Origin of the sequence: Paenibacillus sp. BGI2013 (assembly GCF_002843485.1) — a bacterium.
GTDB lineage: Bacteria > Bacillota > Bacilli > Paenibacillales > Paenibacillaceae > Paenibacillus > Paenibacillus amylolyticus.
The window spans coordinates 22,826-41,398 of the sequence record NZ_PJFA01000004.1; the positions used below are offsets into that span (position 1 = coordinate 22,826).

General features: G+C 44.4%; 15 protein-coding genes. 12 read left to right on the forward strand and 3 right to left on the reverse strand.

Annotated features, from left to right (window positions below):
- The first annotated feature begins 3 nt into the window (after window positions 1–3).
- Entirely contained in the window at window positions 4–2,814 is a 2,811-nt protein-coding gene (locus tag CXK86_RS11180) for a glycoside hydrolase family 2 TIM barrel-domain containing protein (RefSeq protein WP_101313691.1), read from the forward strand.
- A 106-nt stretch (window positions 2,815–2,920) separates the two neighbouring features.
- Here the strand turns inward: CXK86_RS11180 and CXK86_RS11185 are convergent, their stop codons facing one another.
- Entirely contained in the window at window positions 2,921–4,294 is a 1,374-nt protein-coding gene (locus CXK86_RS11185; protein ID WP_101313692.1) for a sugar phosphate nucleotidyltransferase, read from the reverse strand.
- A gap of 17 nt (window positions 4,295–4,311) precedes the next feature.
- Window positions 4,312–5,121: a DUF6492 family protein gene (locus CXK86_RS11190; RefSeq protein ID WP_101313693.1), complete on the reverse strand. Its 810-nt coding sequence runs from the start codon at window positions 5,119–5,121 to the stop codon at window positions 4,312–4,314.
- A 202-nt stretch (window positions 5,122–5,323) separates the two neighbouring features.
- Here CXK86_RS11190 and CXK86_RS11195 point away from each other — a divergent pair, with 202 nt between their 5' ends.
- The 9 genes from CXK86_RS11195 to CXK86_RS11240 all read left to right on the forward strand — a co-directional run bounded on the left by CXK86_RS11195 (window position 5,324) and on the right by CXK86_RS11240 (window position 16,136).
- Entirely contained in the window at window positions 5,324–6,088 is a 765-nt protein-coding gene (locus CXK86_RS11195; protein WP_076249384.1) for a YheC/YheD family protein, read from the forward strand.
- A 197-nt stretch (window positions 6,089–6,285) separates the two neighbouring features.
- Window positions 6,286–7,026 (forward strand): LytR/AlgR family response regulator transcription factor, encoded by a 741-nt coding sequence (locus CXK86_RS11200; protein WP_091030735.1) that lies wholly within the window; start codon window positions 6,286–6,288, stop codon window positions 7,024–7,026.
- 1 nt (window position 7,027) lies between these two features.
- Entirely contained in the window at window positions 7,028–8,326 is a 1,299-nt protein-coding gene (locus CXK86_RS11205; RefSeq protein ID WP_101313694.1) for a GHKL domain-containing protein, read from the forward strand.
- Window positions 8,327–8,436: 110 nt separating this feature from the next.
- On the forward strand, window positions 8,437–10,488 hold the full coding sequence (locus tag CXK86_RS11210) for a serine hydrolase domain-containing protein (protein ID WP_101313695.1): 2,052 nt from the start codon (window positions 8,437–8,439) through the stop codon (window positions 10,486–10,488).
- Window positions 10,489–10,683: 195 nt separating this feature from the next.
- Window positions 10,684–12,087, forward strand: coding sequence for an outer membrane protein assembly factor BamB family protein (locus CXK86_RS11215; RefSeq protein WP_101313696.1), 1,404 nt, complete (start codon window positions 10,684–10,686; stop codon window positions 12,085–12,087).
- A gap of 352 nt (window positions 12,088–12,439) precedes the next feature.
- A complete protein-coding gene (locus tag CXK86_RS11225; protein ID WP_101313697.1) occupies window positions 12,440–13,051 on the forward strand; it encodes a hypothetical protein in 612 nt (203 codons plus the stop codon).
- Window positions 13,052–13,221: 170 nt separating this feature from the next.
- On the forward strand, window positions 13,222–14,202 hold the full coding sequence (locus CXK86_RS11230; protein ID WP_101313698.1) for an SDR family NAD(P)-dependent oxidoreductase: 981 nt from the start codon (window positions 13,222–13,224) through the stop codon (window positions 14,200–14,202).
- A gap of 185 nt (window positions 14,203–14,387) precedes the next feature.
- Window positions 14,388–15,296, forward strand: coding sequence for a UDP-N-acetylmuramate dehydrogenase (murB, locus tag CXK86_RS11235; protein ID WP_373888062.1), 909 nt, complete (start codon window positions 14,388–14,390; stop codon window positions 15,294–15,296).
- A gap of 216 nt (window positions 15,297–15,512) precedes the next feature.
- Entirely contained in the window at window positions 15,513–16,136 is a 624-nt protein-coding gene (locus CXK86_RS11240) for a hypothetical protein (protein ID WP_180361746.1), read from the forward strand.
- Between the two features lie 92 nt (window positions 16,137–16,228).
- Here CXK86_RS11240 and CXK86_RS11245 read toward each other — a convergent pair whose 3' ends face one another.
- Window positions 16,229–17,014, reverse strand: coding sequence for a DUF817 domain-containing protein (locus CXK86_RS11245; protein WP_101313701.1), 786 nt, complete (start codon window positions 17,012–17,014; stop codon window positions 16,229–16,231).
- Window positions 17,015–17,281: 267 nt separating this feature from the next.
- Between CXK86_RS11245 and CXK86_RS11250 the strand changes: the two genes are divergently transcribed.
- Together CXK86_RS11250 and bshB2 are read left to right on the forward strand one after the other, a co-directional pair.
- Window positions 17,282–17,626, forward strand: a complete 345-nt coding sequence (locus CXK86_RS11250; RefSeq protein WP_017688572.1) for a YojF family protein — start codon at window positions 17,282–17,284, stop codon at window positions 17,624–17,626.
- A 23-nt stretch (window positions 17,627–17,649) separates the two neighbouring features.
- Window positions 17,650–18,330, forward strand: coding sequence for a bacillithiol biosynthesis deacetylase BshB2 (gene bshB2, locus CXK86_RS11255; protein WP_101313702.1), 681 nt, complete (start codon window positions 17,650–17,652; stop codon window positions 18,328–18,330).
- The last annotated feature ends 243 nt before the right edge of the window (window positions 18,331–18,573 follow it).

Below are 18,573 nucleotides of genomic sequence, written 5' to 3' on the forward strand. Positions count from 1 at the left end.
ATCATGATAGAAGCAATAAATCTGGAAGGCATATGGAAACTCCAACTTGATGAACATAAGGTGGAACGTGGTCTGAATTTCTCAGACGTTATTACATTGCCAAATACTACATCTCATGCGGCCAAGGGCAAGAAAAACGAGAATGTGTTAATCGGTGCGCTGACGGATGAGTACTTATTTGAGGGTTATGCCTGGTTTTCACGAGAGATTGAAATTCCCGAACACTTGGCTGGAAAATGTTGCTTCTTGCATCTGGAACGAACACGAGTAACCACAGTTTGGATTGATGGGGTGGAATGGGGAACGCAAAACAGTCTGAACACACCTCACCGTTACGAGATTGAGGCAGGGTTAACCGCTGGGACTCATACAATTACCATTCGAGTGGACAATACCAATTATCCAACCAAAGGTGGTCACCTTACATCCGAAGACACGCAGACGAATTGGAACGGCATCACCGGGAAATTGGAACTTCAATTTTTCGAGCGTGTTTTCCTGGATAATGTTCAGGTCTATCCCGATCTTGCGACTCGATCTTTCGAGATCAAGGCAGCACTTGTTGGTGACCTGCAAGAAGTACGAATCGTGGTTTCAGCTGTTGCAGTCAGTGCAGATCCGGTGTATACGACCGAGGAACAGATTTTCGCCCCGGATTCGCAGGAAATCCAGCTGACGTACAAGATTGGTGAAGATGCGATGTTATGGAGTGATGATGAACCTAACCTGTACCAACTTCATATTCATCTGCAAGATCAGGACGGGGAAGTGCTGGATTCCACCGAAGTATGGACGGGATTACGGGAATTCCGGGCTGCCGGAGACAAATTCACCATTAATGGTCGCAAAACGTTTCTTCGAGGCAAACATGACGGGCTGATCTTTCCGCTCACGGGATACGCTCCAACAGATGTGGATGAATGGGTTCGTATTCTCGCTATCTCCAAGTCCTACGGTATCAATCACTACCGTTTCCATACCTGTTGTCCTCCGGAGGCTGCTTTTATTGCAGCGGATCTGCTCGGCATCTACATGGAGCCTGAGCTTCCGTTCTGGGGAACGATTACGGATGAATCTTCGGATGGGCATAATCAAGCCGAGCAGGATTACTTGATTAGCGAAGGATTTGCGATGCTGCGTGCTTTTGGTAATCATCCTTCGTTTGTCATGATGTCCATGGGGAATGAACTATGGGGAAGCAAGGACAGATTGAATTCGATCCTGAAGGCATACAAAGCATATGATCATCGTCATCTATACACCGAAGGTTCGAATAACTTTCAGTTTGTGCCGGACATTCTGGAGGAAAGTGAATTCTTCTGCGGGGTTCGTTTCTCCAAAGAGCGCCTGTTCAGAGGTTCATATGCGATGTGTGATGCTCCGCTCGGTCACGTGCAGACCGACCTGCCAAATACATTGAAAGATTACGATTCAAACATTGTACCTGAGCAAGGCAGCGATGCTGACCCTTCTGGTCAGACTGGGGACAAAGAGATTCAGATTCAGTATGGGACAGGTTCCAAAACAGTGCAGGCCGAAGCTGGAAGTGACCAACTTGTCTCACACGTACCAATCATCTCGCATGAAATTGGACAGTACGCCACGTTTCCTAATTTCGAGGAGATCAACAAGTATACGGGTTCTCTCAAAGCCAAGAATTTCGAAGTGTTTCGAGAGCGTCTGAATGCCAACGGGCTGGGACATCTGGCGGAAGCATACTTCAGAGCCTCTGGTAAACTCGCGGTCGCATGTTACAAGGAAGAACTGGAAGCTGCTTTTCGTTCGAAGCAACTAGCCGGGTTCCAGCTGCTGGATCTTCAGGATTTCAGTGGTCAGGGAACGGCGCTGGTGGGTGTACTGGACGCATTCATGGATTCCAAAGGCATGATTACACCTGAGGAGTGGAGAACGTTTTGTTCCGACGCTGTGTTGTTGGCGAGATTCCCCAAATATAATTATCAAGCGGGTGAATTGTTCGAAGCACGCATTGAACTAAGTTACTTCCGCAGACAGGCATTGGACGGACGTCATCTGAAGTGGGAGCTACATGGTGAGGATTCCACCCTTACAGAAGGGAAAGCAGACCTGCCAGCGACCCATGGAGAACATTATGTGAATGTCGCGGATCTCAGCATTCGCATTCCTGAAGTCTCCAATATGACCAAAGTGGAGCTTAGACTGTCCATTCCGGGCACGGATATCCGTAAGTCTTACGACCTGTGGATCTACCCGAGACAGGAGGAAGTGGACCTGAGCGGTTTGAATCTATTTACCGAACTCTCGGAACAGGCGTTGGCGCTGCTTGAGCAGGGCGAGGATATTTTACTTTTCCCGAATCCCAATGAGCTTCAACACGCGATCCAAGGTTTCTATAGCACCGATTTCTGGTCTTACCCTATGTTCCGATCCATCTCGGAGAATATGAAAAGAGAAGTTCCTGTGGGCACAATGGGCTTGTTAATTCAACAGGATCATCCGGCCTTCGAACATTTTGTCACAGAGGAGCACTCAACTTATCCGTGGTGGAGCATCGTGTCCGAGTCGTCATCGATCATCTTGGATGAGTTGGATAAAGACTTGAATCCGATCGTGCAGACCATTGACAATTTTGAGCGAAACCACAAGCTCGGCCTGTTGATGGAGTGTCGGGTTCGGAAGGGGAGAGTGCTGATGGGAGCGCTGAATCTGGAGCGTCTGATGACTACATTGGAGGGCAGACAGTTGTTATACAGCTTCCAGCGTTATGTACAAAGTTCCGCTTACCAGCCAGTTGCACGTCTGGAAGTAGAGGAACTTCGCAAGTTGTTTAACTAAGATATAGGGAGAAGAAGTGTCAGGTTTCCCTTAATTATGCCAATGAGCCCCTTCCGCGAATGGAAGGGGCTATAAGACACGCAGATTGAACCGGTTCATTCTATCATTATGCGTTAAATGAACCTGCACTTTTTAGGATTACATTCCAATCTTTTTCTTCAAAAAGTATGTTGTCTTTCTCCTCTGTTACTCCGATCCGGACCTCAAGGATCACCATCCTGGTTTCAGCCAGAATAGAAAAGAGACTCTCCTTGGTAATCGCGAACTGATTGCCCATACTCACTTGCATGACCTTTCCGTTGACAAGCATTTGCCCACTGCCTGCAAGCACGGTCCATGCTCTACACCCAGTTCTATGCCAGTTCAACCCGATATGTTTGCCCGGTAGAACCGTTATGTTTAATGTGGTTACAGTTGTATTCTCATTGTCTAACGAACTCTCAATGACACGATAACTGCCCCAGGTTGCTTCACCATACATCGGTTTTAATGGCAAGTTACCCAATTGCGCTTTAATTTCATTTGAATTATTTTTGTTGGCAATGAGAATGCCATCCGGACTTGCGGCAGCGATAATACCTGGCACGCCAATGACTTGGATGGGGTAGGGAAGCTCGTTAATAATATAGGAATCGGAGGAAGAACCCGAGATTCCGCCATGTCCGATTACATGGGTATCTAACTGTGCGCACAGCGTATCCCAGCTTCCAATATCCTGCCATACTCCCTCATAAGGCAGGACTACGGCTCGCTGTGCCTTTTCTGCAACATGCTTGTCAAAACTCCGTTCAGGCAACGCTTCATACAGGGACGACAATTGATCATAATGAACCGGAAGCCCCATTTTTTTAATATGGGATATCATAAACGCGACAGTGAACGCGTACACACCGCAGTTCCATAGTGCCCCACGTTGTAGCAGCGTTTCAGCAATGGAGGCTTCGGGTTTTTCTATAAATTGTGTTATGGGCGCATAAGCATTACGTTCTTCCCCATCCGGCAGGATGTATCCATACTGTTCTGAAGCATGTGTAGGCCTTGTCCCAATTAAAGCGATATCGGCTTGAGAGTGTTTCAGTATATCCGGCAGTAATTGGAAGTTGCTGAAAAAATCTTCACCTGCGAACACATCAGCTGGCGCGATACAGATCACATCGTCATCTTTGGCCATTCGGAAGGATTGCAGATATAACGTCGCTAAGGCCGCCGCAGTAAAAGTGCCTCGTTTATAAGGTTCCCCAATGACTGGTATTTTGCCTTGAGTATGTCGTGCCGTAATATTAGCCTGATCTTGATGTGAAATAATGAGTGTTGAATCCGTTAGGGATGAACTGTCAAGCTGGCGGCATACTCTGCTGATCATGGATTCCCTACCTCCAGCGGGTGATGGAAGTATATCTATGAACAGCTTGGAGCGAAGCTCATTGGATAACGGCCAGAGCCTTTTGCCAGAGCCGCCGCACAGCATTACGATATGCATGGGCTTCCTCCTTAAGCTCAGGGAGCTTTACTATAGATTTTCCGTTTATGAAAGGAAAGAGAACGATATTTAAGAGCCAGATTGCGGATTTGTTGCTCTTTTAACGAAGAAGCGTTCACATTCAGACTTTTATTCTTGGAACTTCTAAGGACCATGCTACCTGGGTTTTTCGTATACATAAAATTGGCATACGTTTCATATTCGGAGAAACCAAACTGTTTCTTCTTATTGATATTGGAGATGATCGCTTTGTACCATGGCAGCTTATGAACCGCTTCAATTTTCTGTTTTAAGGCAGCGAGTTTTGATTTGTCGAACAGCATATAATGGGTGACAAAAGAGCGGGGGCGCGGAGCTTTCATGCCTAACAACTTGCGGTAGGTATTGAAATATTCCGGCTGGCTCCAGTCACGGCAGTAAAAGACTGTTTTGCCTTCTACAAGAAATGAATGAGGTTTAATCAGTACGGTATCTGCATCCATGACTAGAAAGTACTTTGCCTTCACAATGGAATCTCCGTTCATTTTGAGCAACTGCTGATATAACCAGCCTGACCGATTCCATCGGGAGGACTGGTAGTGTATGTCGTTTTTGGTTATAGGCAGGACGGATCGCTCATTAACAAAAATGCAGTTTTTAAGGGAACAGAGTTTTCTGATCTTGGTGCTGACCGGAGAAACAATATATATGCTTCCAATGGGATGTTTTACATAACGGCGAATGTTATCGATGACGAGGGGGAGGGTAGCCAAATCTTTCTCGATCGCTGGTATAAGAACATCAATCTTAGGCGCATTGTTCAACCGGATTCCAGGCTGGGCGGACATCTTCTCAACTCCTTGCACAAATCGTGATGACTCATTATATGGTATGTGTGCAAAAGTGTTTTGGTCAGGGCATGTGCAAATATACATTTTTACGAATAGGGGCTTTTGTTGAGGGTTCCTTTATCGGTATTACATATAATGCTTGCAGGATCTTGATCAAACAGCAGGCTTTGATGCGGTTGCTGAAGGGAGAGTTTACGACATGGGAGTTGATAAGTTGCAGCCGTTAAGAAGCAAGTGGTTAAAAACAAAATTGATCATTAATAATGAATTAATTAAACCGTTTATCCCCGACACACAGAAATATAACAAGACGAATCTGAAATCCATGATCAGCAAATATGGAATGGTCTATGTCAAACCCGAGAGAGGTACTTTCGGGATGGGTGTTATTAAGGCGGAGATGGAAAGTCAACAACATTTTGTCTATCAAATAGAGCAAAAACGCCTGACGTTTGACAGCTTTGAATCGTTTTATAACAGTCTGACTCGTCTGGTGAATAAAAGAAGTTATCTGATTCAGAGAGGAATCCATCTGCTTAAGCACAATAACAGACGTTTTGATATTCGAGTCATGATACAGCTAAGCCCGACCAAACATTGGGAAGCTACCGGAATCATCGGGCGACTGGGTCATCCAAAGAAAATCGTAACCAATTATCATAGTGGTGGTACACCGATGGATATTCACAAGCTGCTAAAATCACATGCATCCACCAAACGCAGAAATGAACTGATTCAAGAGATGAATGAGCTTAGCCTGCGCATAGCTCGTCATATGAAAAAAAAGTACCCGCATCTTAAGCAAATCGGTGTAGATATCGGCCTTGACCACAGTCTGAAACCCTGGATTATTGAAGTAAATGTCAAACCTGACCCATATATATTCAATCAATTAAAGGACAAGACGATGTATCGCAAGGTAATACGGTATTACCGCCATGCTTTCCCCAAAAAAACAAAATAACAGACTGGACTTTTCATAGGAATGCTGGAGAAGGTTTCAAGCTCAAGAGTCGCCAATGTGGCGACTTTTTTTGTTGATCTGCGTTTTAGGGTCGGAATAATGCATTTCATCCCCATTCGACTCCGAAACCTATGCTAAAATAGTATATTCGAGAGTGAAATTCAGAGTCGATGTCGATGAAAGGCGGATGTTCCCCCATGTTCAATATTGCAATCTGTGATGATGAGGAGCAGCAACGAGAACGTGTGAAATCCATGCTGGTCTCCTTATCTCTAAAAACCAATTTTGATTTTCAAATTAGCCTATTCACATCTGGTGAACAACTGCTCTCACACTACAGAGAGGTTGGGGATACATTCAATATTCTCATCTTGGATGTGGAGATGGGCGGAATGAACGGGATTCAGACCGCTAAAGAGATCAGGAACATGAAGTTTCTGGATGTACAGATTATGTTTCTGACCAGTTACCCGGAATATATGGTGGAGAGCTTTGATGTCATCACCTTTCAATATCTGATCAAGCCAATCCAGCCGCAAGTTTTCGAGGAAAAGATGATTAAGCTGTGTCAATATTTTCAGGCATTGGACAAAAAGTATGTACTAATCAAATCAGACTATGATGAACTGCTGCTGAAATATGATGATATTCTCTGGATTGAGGTCGTCAAAAGTTTAACGATCAAGAACAAGTTGAATTTTGTGACACAGGAAAATGTACATGAAACCAAAGGCATTTTATCCAGCTACGCTACAGGTTTGAAAGACCATGGTTTCTTACAGATTCATCGCTCGATTATCATCAACCTGATGCATGTTCAGAAGTTTTCCGGTACCCAAGTTGTCATGTTGAATGGAACGGAACTGCCCATAGGTCGATCCAAGGTCAAAGAAATCAAGGATGCTTACACCAAATATATGATCATGAGGATTCAATGATATGGGTACCTATATGATCTTTTCCATCATCTTTGTGACTTTACTTATGGCATTTCAGGCGAACTTTTATTTTGATTCTGTGTTGGGCAAGTCCAGGCGTAAGCCGCGCAGAGGGATCTATTTCATCGTTTTTATCCTGCTTTGTTATTTTTATTTGGTTTCTTCCTTCTCGGACATCGTTTCTACTGCTGTTGCTCTGTTATTAATCTTCAGTCTGGCACAATCCTATGAAGTAGAGTTCAAAATCAAACTTGTTTTTACCATCCTGTATGCGGTTCTGATTACAATGGCAAATACGATAGCTGTATATATTCTCGGAGTTTTGGAATCCACAGAATTCATCTCATGGGAACAGTTCAACGGAGAAAACCACTGGATTCTCTCCAAAGTGATGCTTGTTGGTTGCAGCATCATGTTCATTGTTATTCAAATTGTGCGTTTAGTGGCCAAACGAAGAAGTTTTGCCGTGCATTATCGTTATTATTTGCTGTTTCTCATCGTACCCATTATTACGATCTATCAGATCAATGTGGCCTCCATATATAGTGAAAAAAACATATTCTACGTCTTTTCTGTACTAGGCTCGCTATTTCTCAACGTGTTCATTGTATATGTATTCGATAACATGGTGGAAAAGGTACAGCTTGCGCATGAAAATACCCAGTTACAGCGTCAGATGGACTACCAGGATGCCAACTATGAGAAGACCGTTCACAGTTTCAAAAACATTAAATCCATCATCCATGATATCAATCAGCAGTTTCTGTATATTGATGAATGTATCCAACGTAACGAACTGGCAGCGGCAGGTGACCATATCAAGTCTACATTAAATACCATTGAAGGTGCGTACCAGCGGGTGAACTCTGGCAATCTGGTCATTGATGCTCTCGTTACGAATACGCTTGCTATGGGGCAGGCAAACGGGATCAAAATCGACACCAAAATCCAGCTCCACTCGCAACATATCCAGATCGATCGATATGATCTGTGTGTGGTGCTGGGTAACATGCTTGATAACGCAATTGAAGCCTCCAAGAAGGTTAGACAGGCGGAGGATCGATACATCCTCATTGCCATTCACTCCACATCATCTACACTGGTCATCCAGATTATGAATCATGTGGAGCAACCGATCGTTGACTTGAAAAGTGACAAGCCCAATCCGGAGTACCATGGGATTGGTCTAACCAATATATCGAGAATGTGCGAGAAATATGGTGGACATATGAGTATTGAGCATCAGCATCGGAAATTTAACAACATGGTCGTGCTTCCGTTCCACACCGACAATCCCTGAACCTGCCGTTCAGGGGTTGTTTTTTTCCATTCAGGGTCCGTTTGCGTTCGAACAGTCTCTTCCCGGATATGATGAATTCATTCATAAGAACATTTGAGGGAGGACATGGGATGAAGAAATTAATTAGTCTTTTATGTACAGCGGTGCTTGTAATTACACCGCTGGCAGATGTCAGCGCAGAGGCGAATAACAGCAGTACGATTGAGGCACGGGCGGAGCAGATCGCCAAGGAGATGGTGCAAAACTACGGTGTCACCAGTGTGCAATATGCGATAATGGATGAAGGAGAATACATTTTATCAGATAGTGTAGGACTGCACGATAAGGCATCACAGAAGCCAATAGACAAGGATAGCATGTATGGCATAGGTTCGGTTAGCAAAATGGTTGTTACGGCAGCCGCCATGAAGCTGGTTGATTCCGGTAAAGTAGATCTGGATGAGCCGCTTACTTCGTATATCAAGGACTTTAAAATGGCAGATGCGCGCTATACTCAAATCACACCGCGCATGTTGATGAATCATTCATCCGGTCTTTACGGTACACATTATGGAAACAGCATGTTGTTTGAAGATAATGACACCCGCAATCATGATGAGTTATTGCTCAAACTTCAGTCCGAAAAACTGAAATCCAAACCTGGCGCATACTCCGTCTACGCCAATGACGGTTTTCAATTGCTTGAAATCCTGGTTGAACGGGTGAGCGGATTAAGCTACAGCGAATATATCGCCAAGTTCATCAGCGAGCCGTTGAAGTTGGAATCAACGAAGACACCACTAGATTCCTTTGACAGAGCGCAATTATCCGAAACCTATTGGCCTACACTTGAGATGAAGATGCCTACCGAAAATGCAAACATTATCGGCACAGGCGGAGTGTACTCTACCGCAGAAGAATTGAGTCAATTCGGAGAGGTTTTAATGGGGAACAGACCGGATATTCTGTCCGAATCTGCTGTGAAGGCCATGCAATCTCATGAATATCGTAAGGGCATATGGGTATCGGATGAACAAAATACGATCAATTATGGCTTGGGCTGGGACGCGGTTGACCTTGCACCGTTCAGCGATTATGGGATTACCGCGCTTGCCAAAGGCGGGGATACCATGTTGTACCATGCCGTGTTAATCACCATACCGGAACATGATATTTCAATGGCGGTTCTATCATCTGGTGGATCTTCCGTCTACAATCAGATGTTTGCCAGCAAAGTGCTGCTGGACGTTCTGGAGGATCAGGGCATCATCGATGATGTTCAGCCTGATCAGAAATTCTCACCACCTGTCAAAGTGAAGATGCCAACAGAATTAAGCGAGTACTCCGGTCTCTATGGTACGGTAGGAGAGACATTGGATATAACGATTAAGGATGGTGAAATGCAACTGCCTGCTTTGCTGGGTGGAATTATTCCAGAGCAGAAATATGTGTACACAGGCGACGAACATTTTACAAGTGCGGATGGCAGTGTGAAAGCTAGTTTTGTGAAGGAACGTAATGACAAGGTGTATGTTAAAGTTCAAGGCATGATTACGTTACCCGGTATAGGTCAAACGGTAATGAACACGTATGATTATCAAAAACTGGATCATAATGCGCTTGACGCAGCAACGAAAGAGAAATGGACAGCTCGTGACGGCTCGAAATATTACGCGTTGGATGAAAAAATAACGTCGATCTTTTATCTGCTTCCATCGATGCTGATCAAGAACCTGTCTGTTGATGCTAAAAATGGCTATGCTAATGGCACGCAAATCATGGATGCAAACAACGCAGAGAATATCGCCGAGATTCCTGTAATGAACGGAAGAGACGCGTTTGATCTGCAATTTTACACAAAGAATGGCGCCGAGATTTTGCTCCAGGATGGGCAGGAATACATTGCCGAGGATGCGATTACTCCAATCTTTGGTGGAAAAAAAGGAATTACGACTATTCCGGCAAACGGTCAAGCCCGGTGGTATGCGATCGACGCCCGATCGGGTAACAAATCCATCACGGTGGATTCTCCCAAGACCGGAGGTTATGCAGTGTATAATGATAAAGGGGAAATGGTTGACTTCTCTGTAGCAACCAATCAGGAATCGACGAAGCTCCCGAAAAGTGGTTTTATCGTTTTTGGTGGGGACGCCGGTGATGTATTCCAGATCCAACTAAAGTAAAGCAGAAACTTCATTAATGAGTCACGTTCGCAACTTATCACCGAAAAAATACAGTTATCAAGAAGTCGCCTGGTGGCGGCTTTTTTGATATTTTCTTTGAATGATTTAACAATCCGGTAACTATTTGGACCTATCACGCGTTATGTTTATGTAGTTATATCTCAGGATTTTAATAACAGGAGGAATTCATTTACCATGGTCAATATACATAAACGTCAAATGAATAAGGAATGGAAAAGAAGAGCAGGAAGACCCATCATTGCAGGTATTACTGCCGGAATGCTGATGGTTCACGGCGTCATCGGCGTGTTGCCATCGCAGGCACATGCGGAAGCATCGGATGTATCCATTCAAAACTGGTATTCGTATCAGCGAATCACTGTACCTGAACTGAAACCTTCTTGGACAGCAAAAGTAGATAACTATTTGAATATGAACGAGACGTACATCGGAGCTAGTGCCATCGCAGAAGAAGGAAAAGTATTCACGTTTGCTGGATCGAAGCTGATTGCACTTGATGCGACAACAGGTAAACGGCTGTGGACTTACGGCAAAGACCTGACTCCTTATGTTACCTATCGAAGCGGGATTCTCTACGGACTGACCACTGATCACAAGCCATATGCCTTGAATGCGAAGACAGGCAAAGCAAAATGGCAGTCAGGCACATCCACCTGGATTGATACGTATAACCGTACGGAAGCTCTGATTCCAACGGTGGATACCCTCTACGTGATTAAGGGGAGTACAACGTTTGCACTGGATATCCAGTCAGGCAAACTGCGCTGGGAAGCAGATGAACCATTAGGTGAAGGTAATGGTACTGAGTATCTGAGAGAATCTAATGGTGTGGTGCTGAGAACCTTTTTTGTCCAAGGGGCACTTACATCCTTACAGCTTAATGCATATGACAAGAAAACGGGCAAGAAGTTATGGGGTCATTTTGGTCAGGGGGAAGCTATTCAGATCAAAGACGGTCTTGTATACTCAGCGGACTACTATTCTTCGATGTTGGAAAATGACGAGTCTTCACCAGAACGCAAATGGAAAGTGAATGCGTACAATCTGAAGACCGGTGTGTTAAAAGGAAGTCAGGAGTATAAGTGGACCATGCCGGGGGATCCACCGTATGTGAATGGGTATGGAGGGATATTTTCCAATAAAGACAAACTATACATTCTACAAGGGGATGCGATAGCGGAGTATCCGTTGACCTCAAGCAATCCGGGAACCGCGCCACTTCGAACTTTTCACCGTCCTTACGGCGAAAATATGGTATGGCTTGGCATTACACAGGAAAGGTTGATCTTCAAAAACGGAAACACGGGAGAACTTACAGGCATCAAGCTGGCTAATGGTCAAGAGGTCCAGTGGCATGGTGATGCCCCCGTTTCTCAGATTGATGTTTACGGCAAAGGGATGTATCGAGCACAACGTAACGGCACCCTGCTTGCCCTCAACATGATGTCGGGTCAGTCGGTCTTCCGCGTCTCCACCGATGGAGATCTGCACAACACGACGTTGAAGACAAACGGAATGATCATCATCCAAGCCGAAGGCAAACTTCTCGGCGTTAAGCTGCCAGCATCGCTGAAATAAGTGATTTAAGATGAAAAATATGTGAGAAGACTGGATTACGGCATAGCTTGCTGATAATCCGGTCTTTTTTTATTTTTGCACATAAAACACTGCAAAGTCCAAGTATTTGTACATGCAATCTGCCACGCGAAACCCTGCTTCCTCCAACCACACCAATTGATCCTCCAGCGTGGCATTGATATCCACCTTGCGTCTTTCGATCGATGCCGAGGTGTCTGTATCAAGGGTTCTTCCCTGACCCTAGGGAAATACTGATTATGGATAAACTCATAGGTTGGACCTATGGGTTCCGAGTCTCTGCCATGGGTAATAACATGTAAGCGCAGAATATAGACAGGGAGGAATGAACCTGATGTTTCAACCACGTTCTATTATGATGAGTATCTCGTTAATCGTTATAGTTCTAACACTTGCAGCTTGCTCTGGTAGTAATGAACCTTTGCCTAGCCCTCAACCATCAATGCCAGTAGGTGGAACAGAAGAAGCGAATGAAACGAAGCGTCCACAGACCGAAAGTTTTGAAATGTTGACTGCAGATGGCAATCAATCACTTGAAGCGACCTTGCAACAAGGAGAAGGATTTTCCTTGTACGTATTCGAGAAATTCACATTTGATGTTGCTCAAGGCCGTCTGGCACTGACTAGTAACGCTGACTATTATGTGGATATTGAACCACTCCCTTCGGATTATAATCTCGCAGAATTGGAGACGGCCGGTAAAGAAGAATTAGAAAAAGCAGGTAAGGTATCCGATTATAGTGGAGAACTGGTAGAACACCCGCTTGGTTATGCCGAGCTCTATCTTCAGGCCTCAGGTGAAGAAGGAATTAGCGATTATATGGTCTGGAAATCAGAAGAAGGGGACGCATTTTTATTCCGTCTTCATAATCCAAAAGGAGAAGAGGCCTCTGATTTTGCCAGCCCGGTCCTTGTTTCGTTATCCACCGTTCAGGGTGATTCGTAACTTAGATGACCATAATCCTTTCAACGAAAGTCGCCAACTGGCGGCTTTTTTTACTTTTGCAGATTGCACGGAGAAGTTGCGAGGTGATGTATTCACTTCCATTTGACTTAGAGTACGCTCTAGGGTGTAGACTTTGAAGAAGTAGAAATATTACCAAGGAGATGAAGAGAATGACACAGGAAAATAATACTAGAACTTTACAACATAAAATGGGCTCTGGCTTCAACCATAACAGTACAGCGGAGGATGTATTGAGAGATCTGGACTTGTCAGGACAGCTTGCTATTGTAACGGGTGGATATTCAGGCCTCGGGTTGGAGACGACACGTGCGCTTGTTAATGCGGGAGCCCGTGTAGTGGTGACTGCGCGTCGTCCAGCGGTTGCGAAGGAAGCACTTTCTGGTCTGGAAGGTGTTGAAATAGATGCATTGGACCTCGCTGATTTATCCAGCGTTCGTGCTTTTGCCGAGCGATTTCTGGCGAGTGATCGGAACATTGACATGCTGATTCTTAATGCGGGCATCATGGCTTGTCCGGAGACGCGGGTTGGTCCTGGCTGGGAAGCTCAATTTGCAACCAATCATCTGGGCCATTTTGCCCTGACTAATCTGTTATGGCCAGCACTCGCAAGTCAGGGGGGAGCACGTGTTGTTTCCTTGGCATCAGCGGGACATCATTTCTCACCGATTCGTTGGGATGACATCCAATTTGAACATGGATATGAGAAATTCCCTGCCTATGGACAGTCCAAAACAGCAACGATTTTATTCAGCGTTGAGCTGGATCGTCGAGGTGCAGAGCACGGAGTACGGGCTTTCTCCGTTCATCCAGGCGGAATTATGACACCACTACAGCGTCATATGCCAAAAGAGGAAATGATTGCTCTGGGCTGGATTGATGAATCTGGACAAGTGGCCAATCCTGCGTTCAAAACACCTGAGCAGGGGGCAGCGACGCAAGTCTGGGCAGCAACTTCACATCAGCTTGAGGGAAAAGGCGGTGTCTACTGCGAGGATTGTGACATCAGTGAAATGGCTCCCGAGGATGGAGGTTTCTATGGGGTCAAGAAGTATGCTATCGACCCTGAGCAAGCTATTCGTTTATGGGAGCTATCGGCCAAGCTGACTCAAACAGACATAGAACTCTCATAATCATGTAGTTGCGGCAACAAAGCAACGGCTTGCTTCCATGCAGGAGCTCACGGAAAAGTTCGAAATCTAAAGAGAATGCGATTAATTATAATGAAAACAACATAATTTCAAACAAAATCTCCTATTTAGCATATAATAAAGAAGGAGCATCTCATTTTCGCGATGGTGCAATCATTTCTTTATGAATTCAGGGAGAGAAAATCATGAATATTTTTGAGCATCAGATACCTTTGGAAAAAGTGAAATTCAATGAACCGCTAAAAAATCACACGTTTATTAAAATAGGTGGTAACGCAGATATCCTCATCCATCCAACAACGATAGACGAAATCACTAAAATCGTGGAAATTGCCAACTTACATCAGTTACCTCTGACGGTCATTGGAAAAGGCTCAAACGTCATTATTAAAGACGGGGGCATCCGGGGAGTAACGATTTCTCTTAGCCACTTCGATCAAATTAAAGTGAGTGAGGACAGCATGATTGCGCAGAGCGGCGTTGATATCATTGATGTATCCAGACTTGCTTTGGAGCATAGCTTGACCGGTTTGGAGTTTGCTTGTGGTATTCCCGGCAGCACGGGGGGCGCACTTTACATGAATGCGGGTGCTTATGGCGGTCAGATCGCCGATGTTGTTGAACGTGCAACTGTGATCACCAAAGACGGTACAGTGTTGGAGATCCCGCGAGAAGAGATGAAGTTTGGTTATCGAAATAGTCTCTTCAAGATGGATCACTATATCATACTGGAGGCCGAATTCGGGCTCAAAAAAGGAAACAAGGAAGATATTGCGAGCAAAATGAAGGAATTAACGTTCCTGAGAGAATCTAAGCAGCCGCTTGAGTTCCCCTCTTGTGGAAGTGTATTTAAACGACCCGAAGGACATTTTGCCGGTAAACTGATTCAGGATTGTAACTTGCAGGGCACTCGCATCGGAGGTGCTGAAATCTCCATGAAGCATGCAGGTTTTATCGTAAATGTGGATCACGCTACTGCCCAGGATTATATGGATCTGATCCAATTTATTCAGAAGAAAGTATATGATACGTTCCAAGTTGAATTGGAAACCGAAGTAATCTTTCTGGGAGAATAGCTTTGATGAATGACTTGAAAGGTCGCCAATGGCGGCCTTTTTTGATTGTCCGAATTATACTTAAACAAGAACTAATATGCTAATTATGGTAATATCAGAGTGATTGTATTTAATATTTCATCGTTATCATAAGGAGTGTACATGGAGATAATCAAGCGTAACAGGAGAATTTTGCTAATCACTGCAATGGTAATTTTACTATCGCCCCTGTCAATCTTGGCATATATGTATATGAATGAACGAGCTGGCGGGCTAGCCGATCAACGGATATCCAAAGTTTGGGGATTGAATGAACCTATACATATTCCTATAGCGAACAGTCCTCAAGGGGCCGTTCAAGAATTTAGAGGTGAATCTTATACCTCCCAATTCATTCATCAGGAGGCTGTGGACGGGGGCATGATTTTGTTCACGCACAAAAAGGGTCGGGAAAACAACAGTAATCTTCAGATGGAGTATACCCGCAAGAACATTTTCGGATGGAAATGGGTATGGGGTGGAGGATATTCCATTAATGAATCAGTTGAATCCAAGTTTGCGTTGAATTATATGAGCATACCGAAATTGGAAAAAGTCTCGGCCCCGTTTCCCATGTTGTTTGGTGACATCATAGACTCCACTATCAAACGTGTAACTGTTGAAATCAAGCAAAATGGAAAGTCTGCCACTTTCGATGCGAAGCTGGTTGAGGCAGGTGAGAACCAACAAATCTGGTACGCGTTCCTGCCTTCATCAGCGACTCCTCCTTATACGATCAAAGCATACGATGAAAAGGAGAACCTCTTAATCAACAAAGACATTGAAGAGGCAGATGGCTTTGGCTCATTATTTGTTGAATAATCTCAAATAGAACCACGCAAAAAACAGCGGCATTCGAAGACTTTAGGTACGAGTCTAAGATTGCTGCTGTTTTACGGTAAGAGAATAAATAGTTACCTGGATTTTGGATCATCTGCGGTTCGATTGGCCTTCACATATTTGAGCTGCGCAACGATGATGACACTGATGATGACCAGCAGGAACCACGAACTAATTTTGCTAAAGCTAACCAGTTGCCAGGCATCATGCTGATCAGGATATTTCCAGGCATTGAAGAATGTAGCGATGTTCTCAGCAGTCCAAATGAAGAAACCAACAATGATAAAAGCAAGCGATAAGGGCATTCGATAGGTCGTTGCTCTTACCCGGTAAATAATCCAGGTTTTCCAGAAGACAATAAATACAAGCGCCGTCAGCCACCAGCGGAAATCGGGCATAAAATGATGAGTGAAAAAGTTAATATAGATAGCTGCTCCCAGCAGCATCGAAGGTGCAAAACCAGGCCATCCGGTCATGTCCATTCGCAGTCTTCGCCACACCTGACACATAAAACTGGCTACACTTGCATACATGAATCCGCTATAAAGAGGGACACCCAGGATTTTGCTGTATGCTTGCTCAGGGTATGACCATGATCCCATCCATACTTTATAGATTTCTAGCACGAAGCCAATAATGTGAAATACACAGATGACCTTGATTTCATCCTTGGTTTCCAAGCCGCTTCGATACATCAGGTACTGCACAGCAAGTAATACGAGCAGAATGGCATCATATCGATGAAGGAAAGGAATAGGAATTACGCTGGACAGGGCCAGTGTTCCAAAGATTGCTACGGGAAATATGCAGCTCATTGCCTGATGATAGCCAAAATGAAGTAGTTGTATTAGAGATTTCAAGTCGAGTTAAACTCCTTTCCAAACATGTTGGAGCAAGATTCATTTCAGATTTAAGGTTCTTCATCACGGGCGTTTTTGTCTACACTTCATAATATAGATATGATCCATGAATAAAAAGAGAAAAAAACACGCAAATCTGTTCTTGTTTTCAAACTGGAATCATCATGAGAGGGCTCTATGTGAGGTCGACAGGGTCACTCCATGTATATTCTCTTGTGGATATGTTAAAATGAAATTCGTACAATTACATTAGACAAGGAGGCCGCTATGCAACCGATTAAACCTCAAGACATTCAGCTCCGGATCAATAATCTTGCTGATCAGGACTTATACGTACATCTAGAACTTACGTCAGGTGCTTACGCACAACACATGGACAGTACAAAACATCCAGCATCGGCATTCATTACTAATGCGGCCATACGATATACGCAGGGGTCCATTTCAGGTACAGGTCCATACCGTGTTGGTCTGAAAACAACGCAGGGATGGCTTTACGCCGAAGGACTTACACATATTGATGAGCAGGAACAAGAAAGACTGATTCTCGCCGGTCACGACAGCCAAGGTAAACTAGTTGTGGCGTTACAATTAAGCCGAGAGATGTTCTGATGAAAGCGGAGGATTGAATAACCATGAATACTACACACAACGAGCAAGAGCATGAGCGTATCTTGGTGGTATATCCACATCCAGATGATGAAGCTTTCTCTGTATCGGGAACGTTAGCCAAATACATAGATGGCGGTGCCCATGTAACCTATGCTTGTCTAACGCTTGGCGAGATGGGGCGCAATATGGGGATTCCTCCATTTGCCAACCGAGTGACGTTGCCTGCCATCCGTAAACAGGAACTCATCGAAGCTTCTGAAGCGATTGGTATTCAGGACCTGAGAATGCTGGGTTTCCACGATAAAATGCTGGAGTTCGAAGACCCACAGTTACTGGAAGATACCATCATGTCGCTACTTAAAGAGTTGAACCCTACGCTGGTCATTACGTTCTATCCGGGTTACAGTGTTCATCCCGATCATGATGCAACGGGAGCCGCTGTTATACGTACAATCACTAAACTTCCTGTGGATGAACGTCCGATTGTTCACTGCGTTGCGTTCGCTAATAATCAGGAACAGTACATTGGCAAACCGGATGTATTTGTTGACGTATCCGAATTTTTGGATCGAAAAATGGCGTCCATTCGTGCCCATCGTTCACAATTCCAGGCAGCAGAGCTTGTAGGGAATCGTGAGTTGAATAATGAAGAAATCAAGAAACGTTTTGGCAGAGAAACATTTTGGACCTATCCATTTGAATAATATATTACTTAGAAGTCGCCTATATGGCGGCTTTTTTTGATTTACATCACAATATCGACACAAAAATGGAGCGTCTATAGCCTAATTGAGCTATATGGAATAAATATCATTTTAAGTACACTATGATCAGGATTGTGATAACGCTTCATTTATTACGTTGCTTCAATGGATGAGGAACATGGAGAGTTGATTTTAAGTGGAATGGAGGGATGGTGTGTACAACCAACGTATATTTTGGATTAA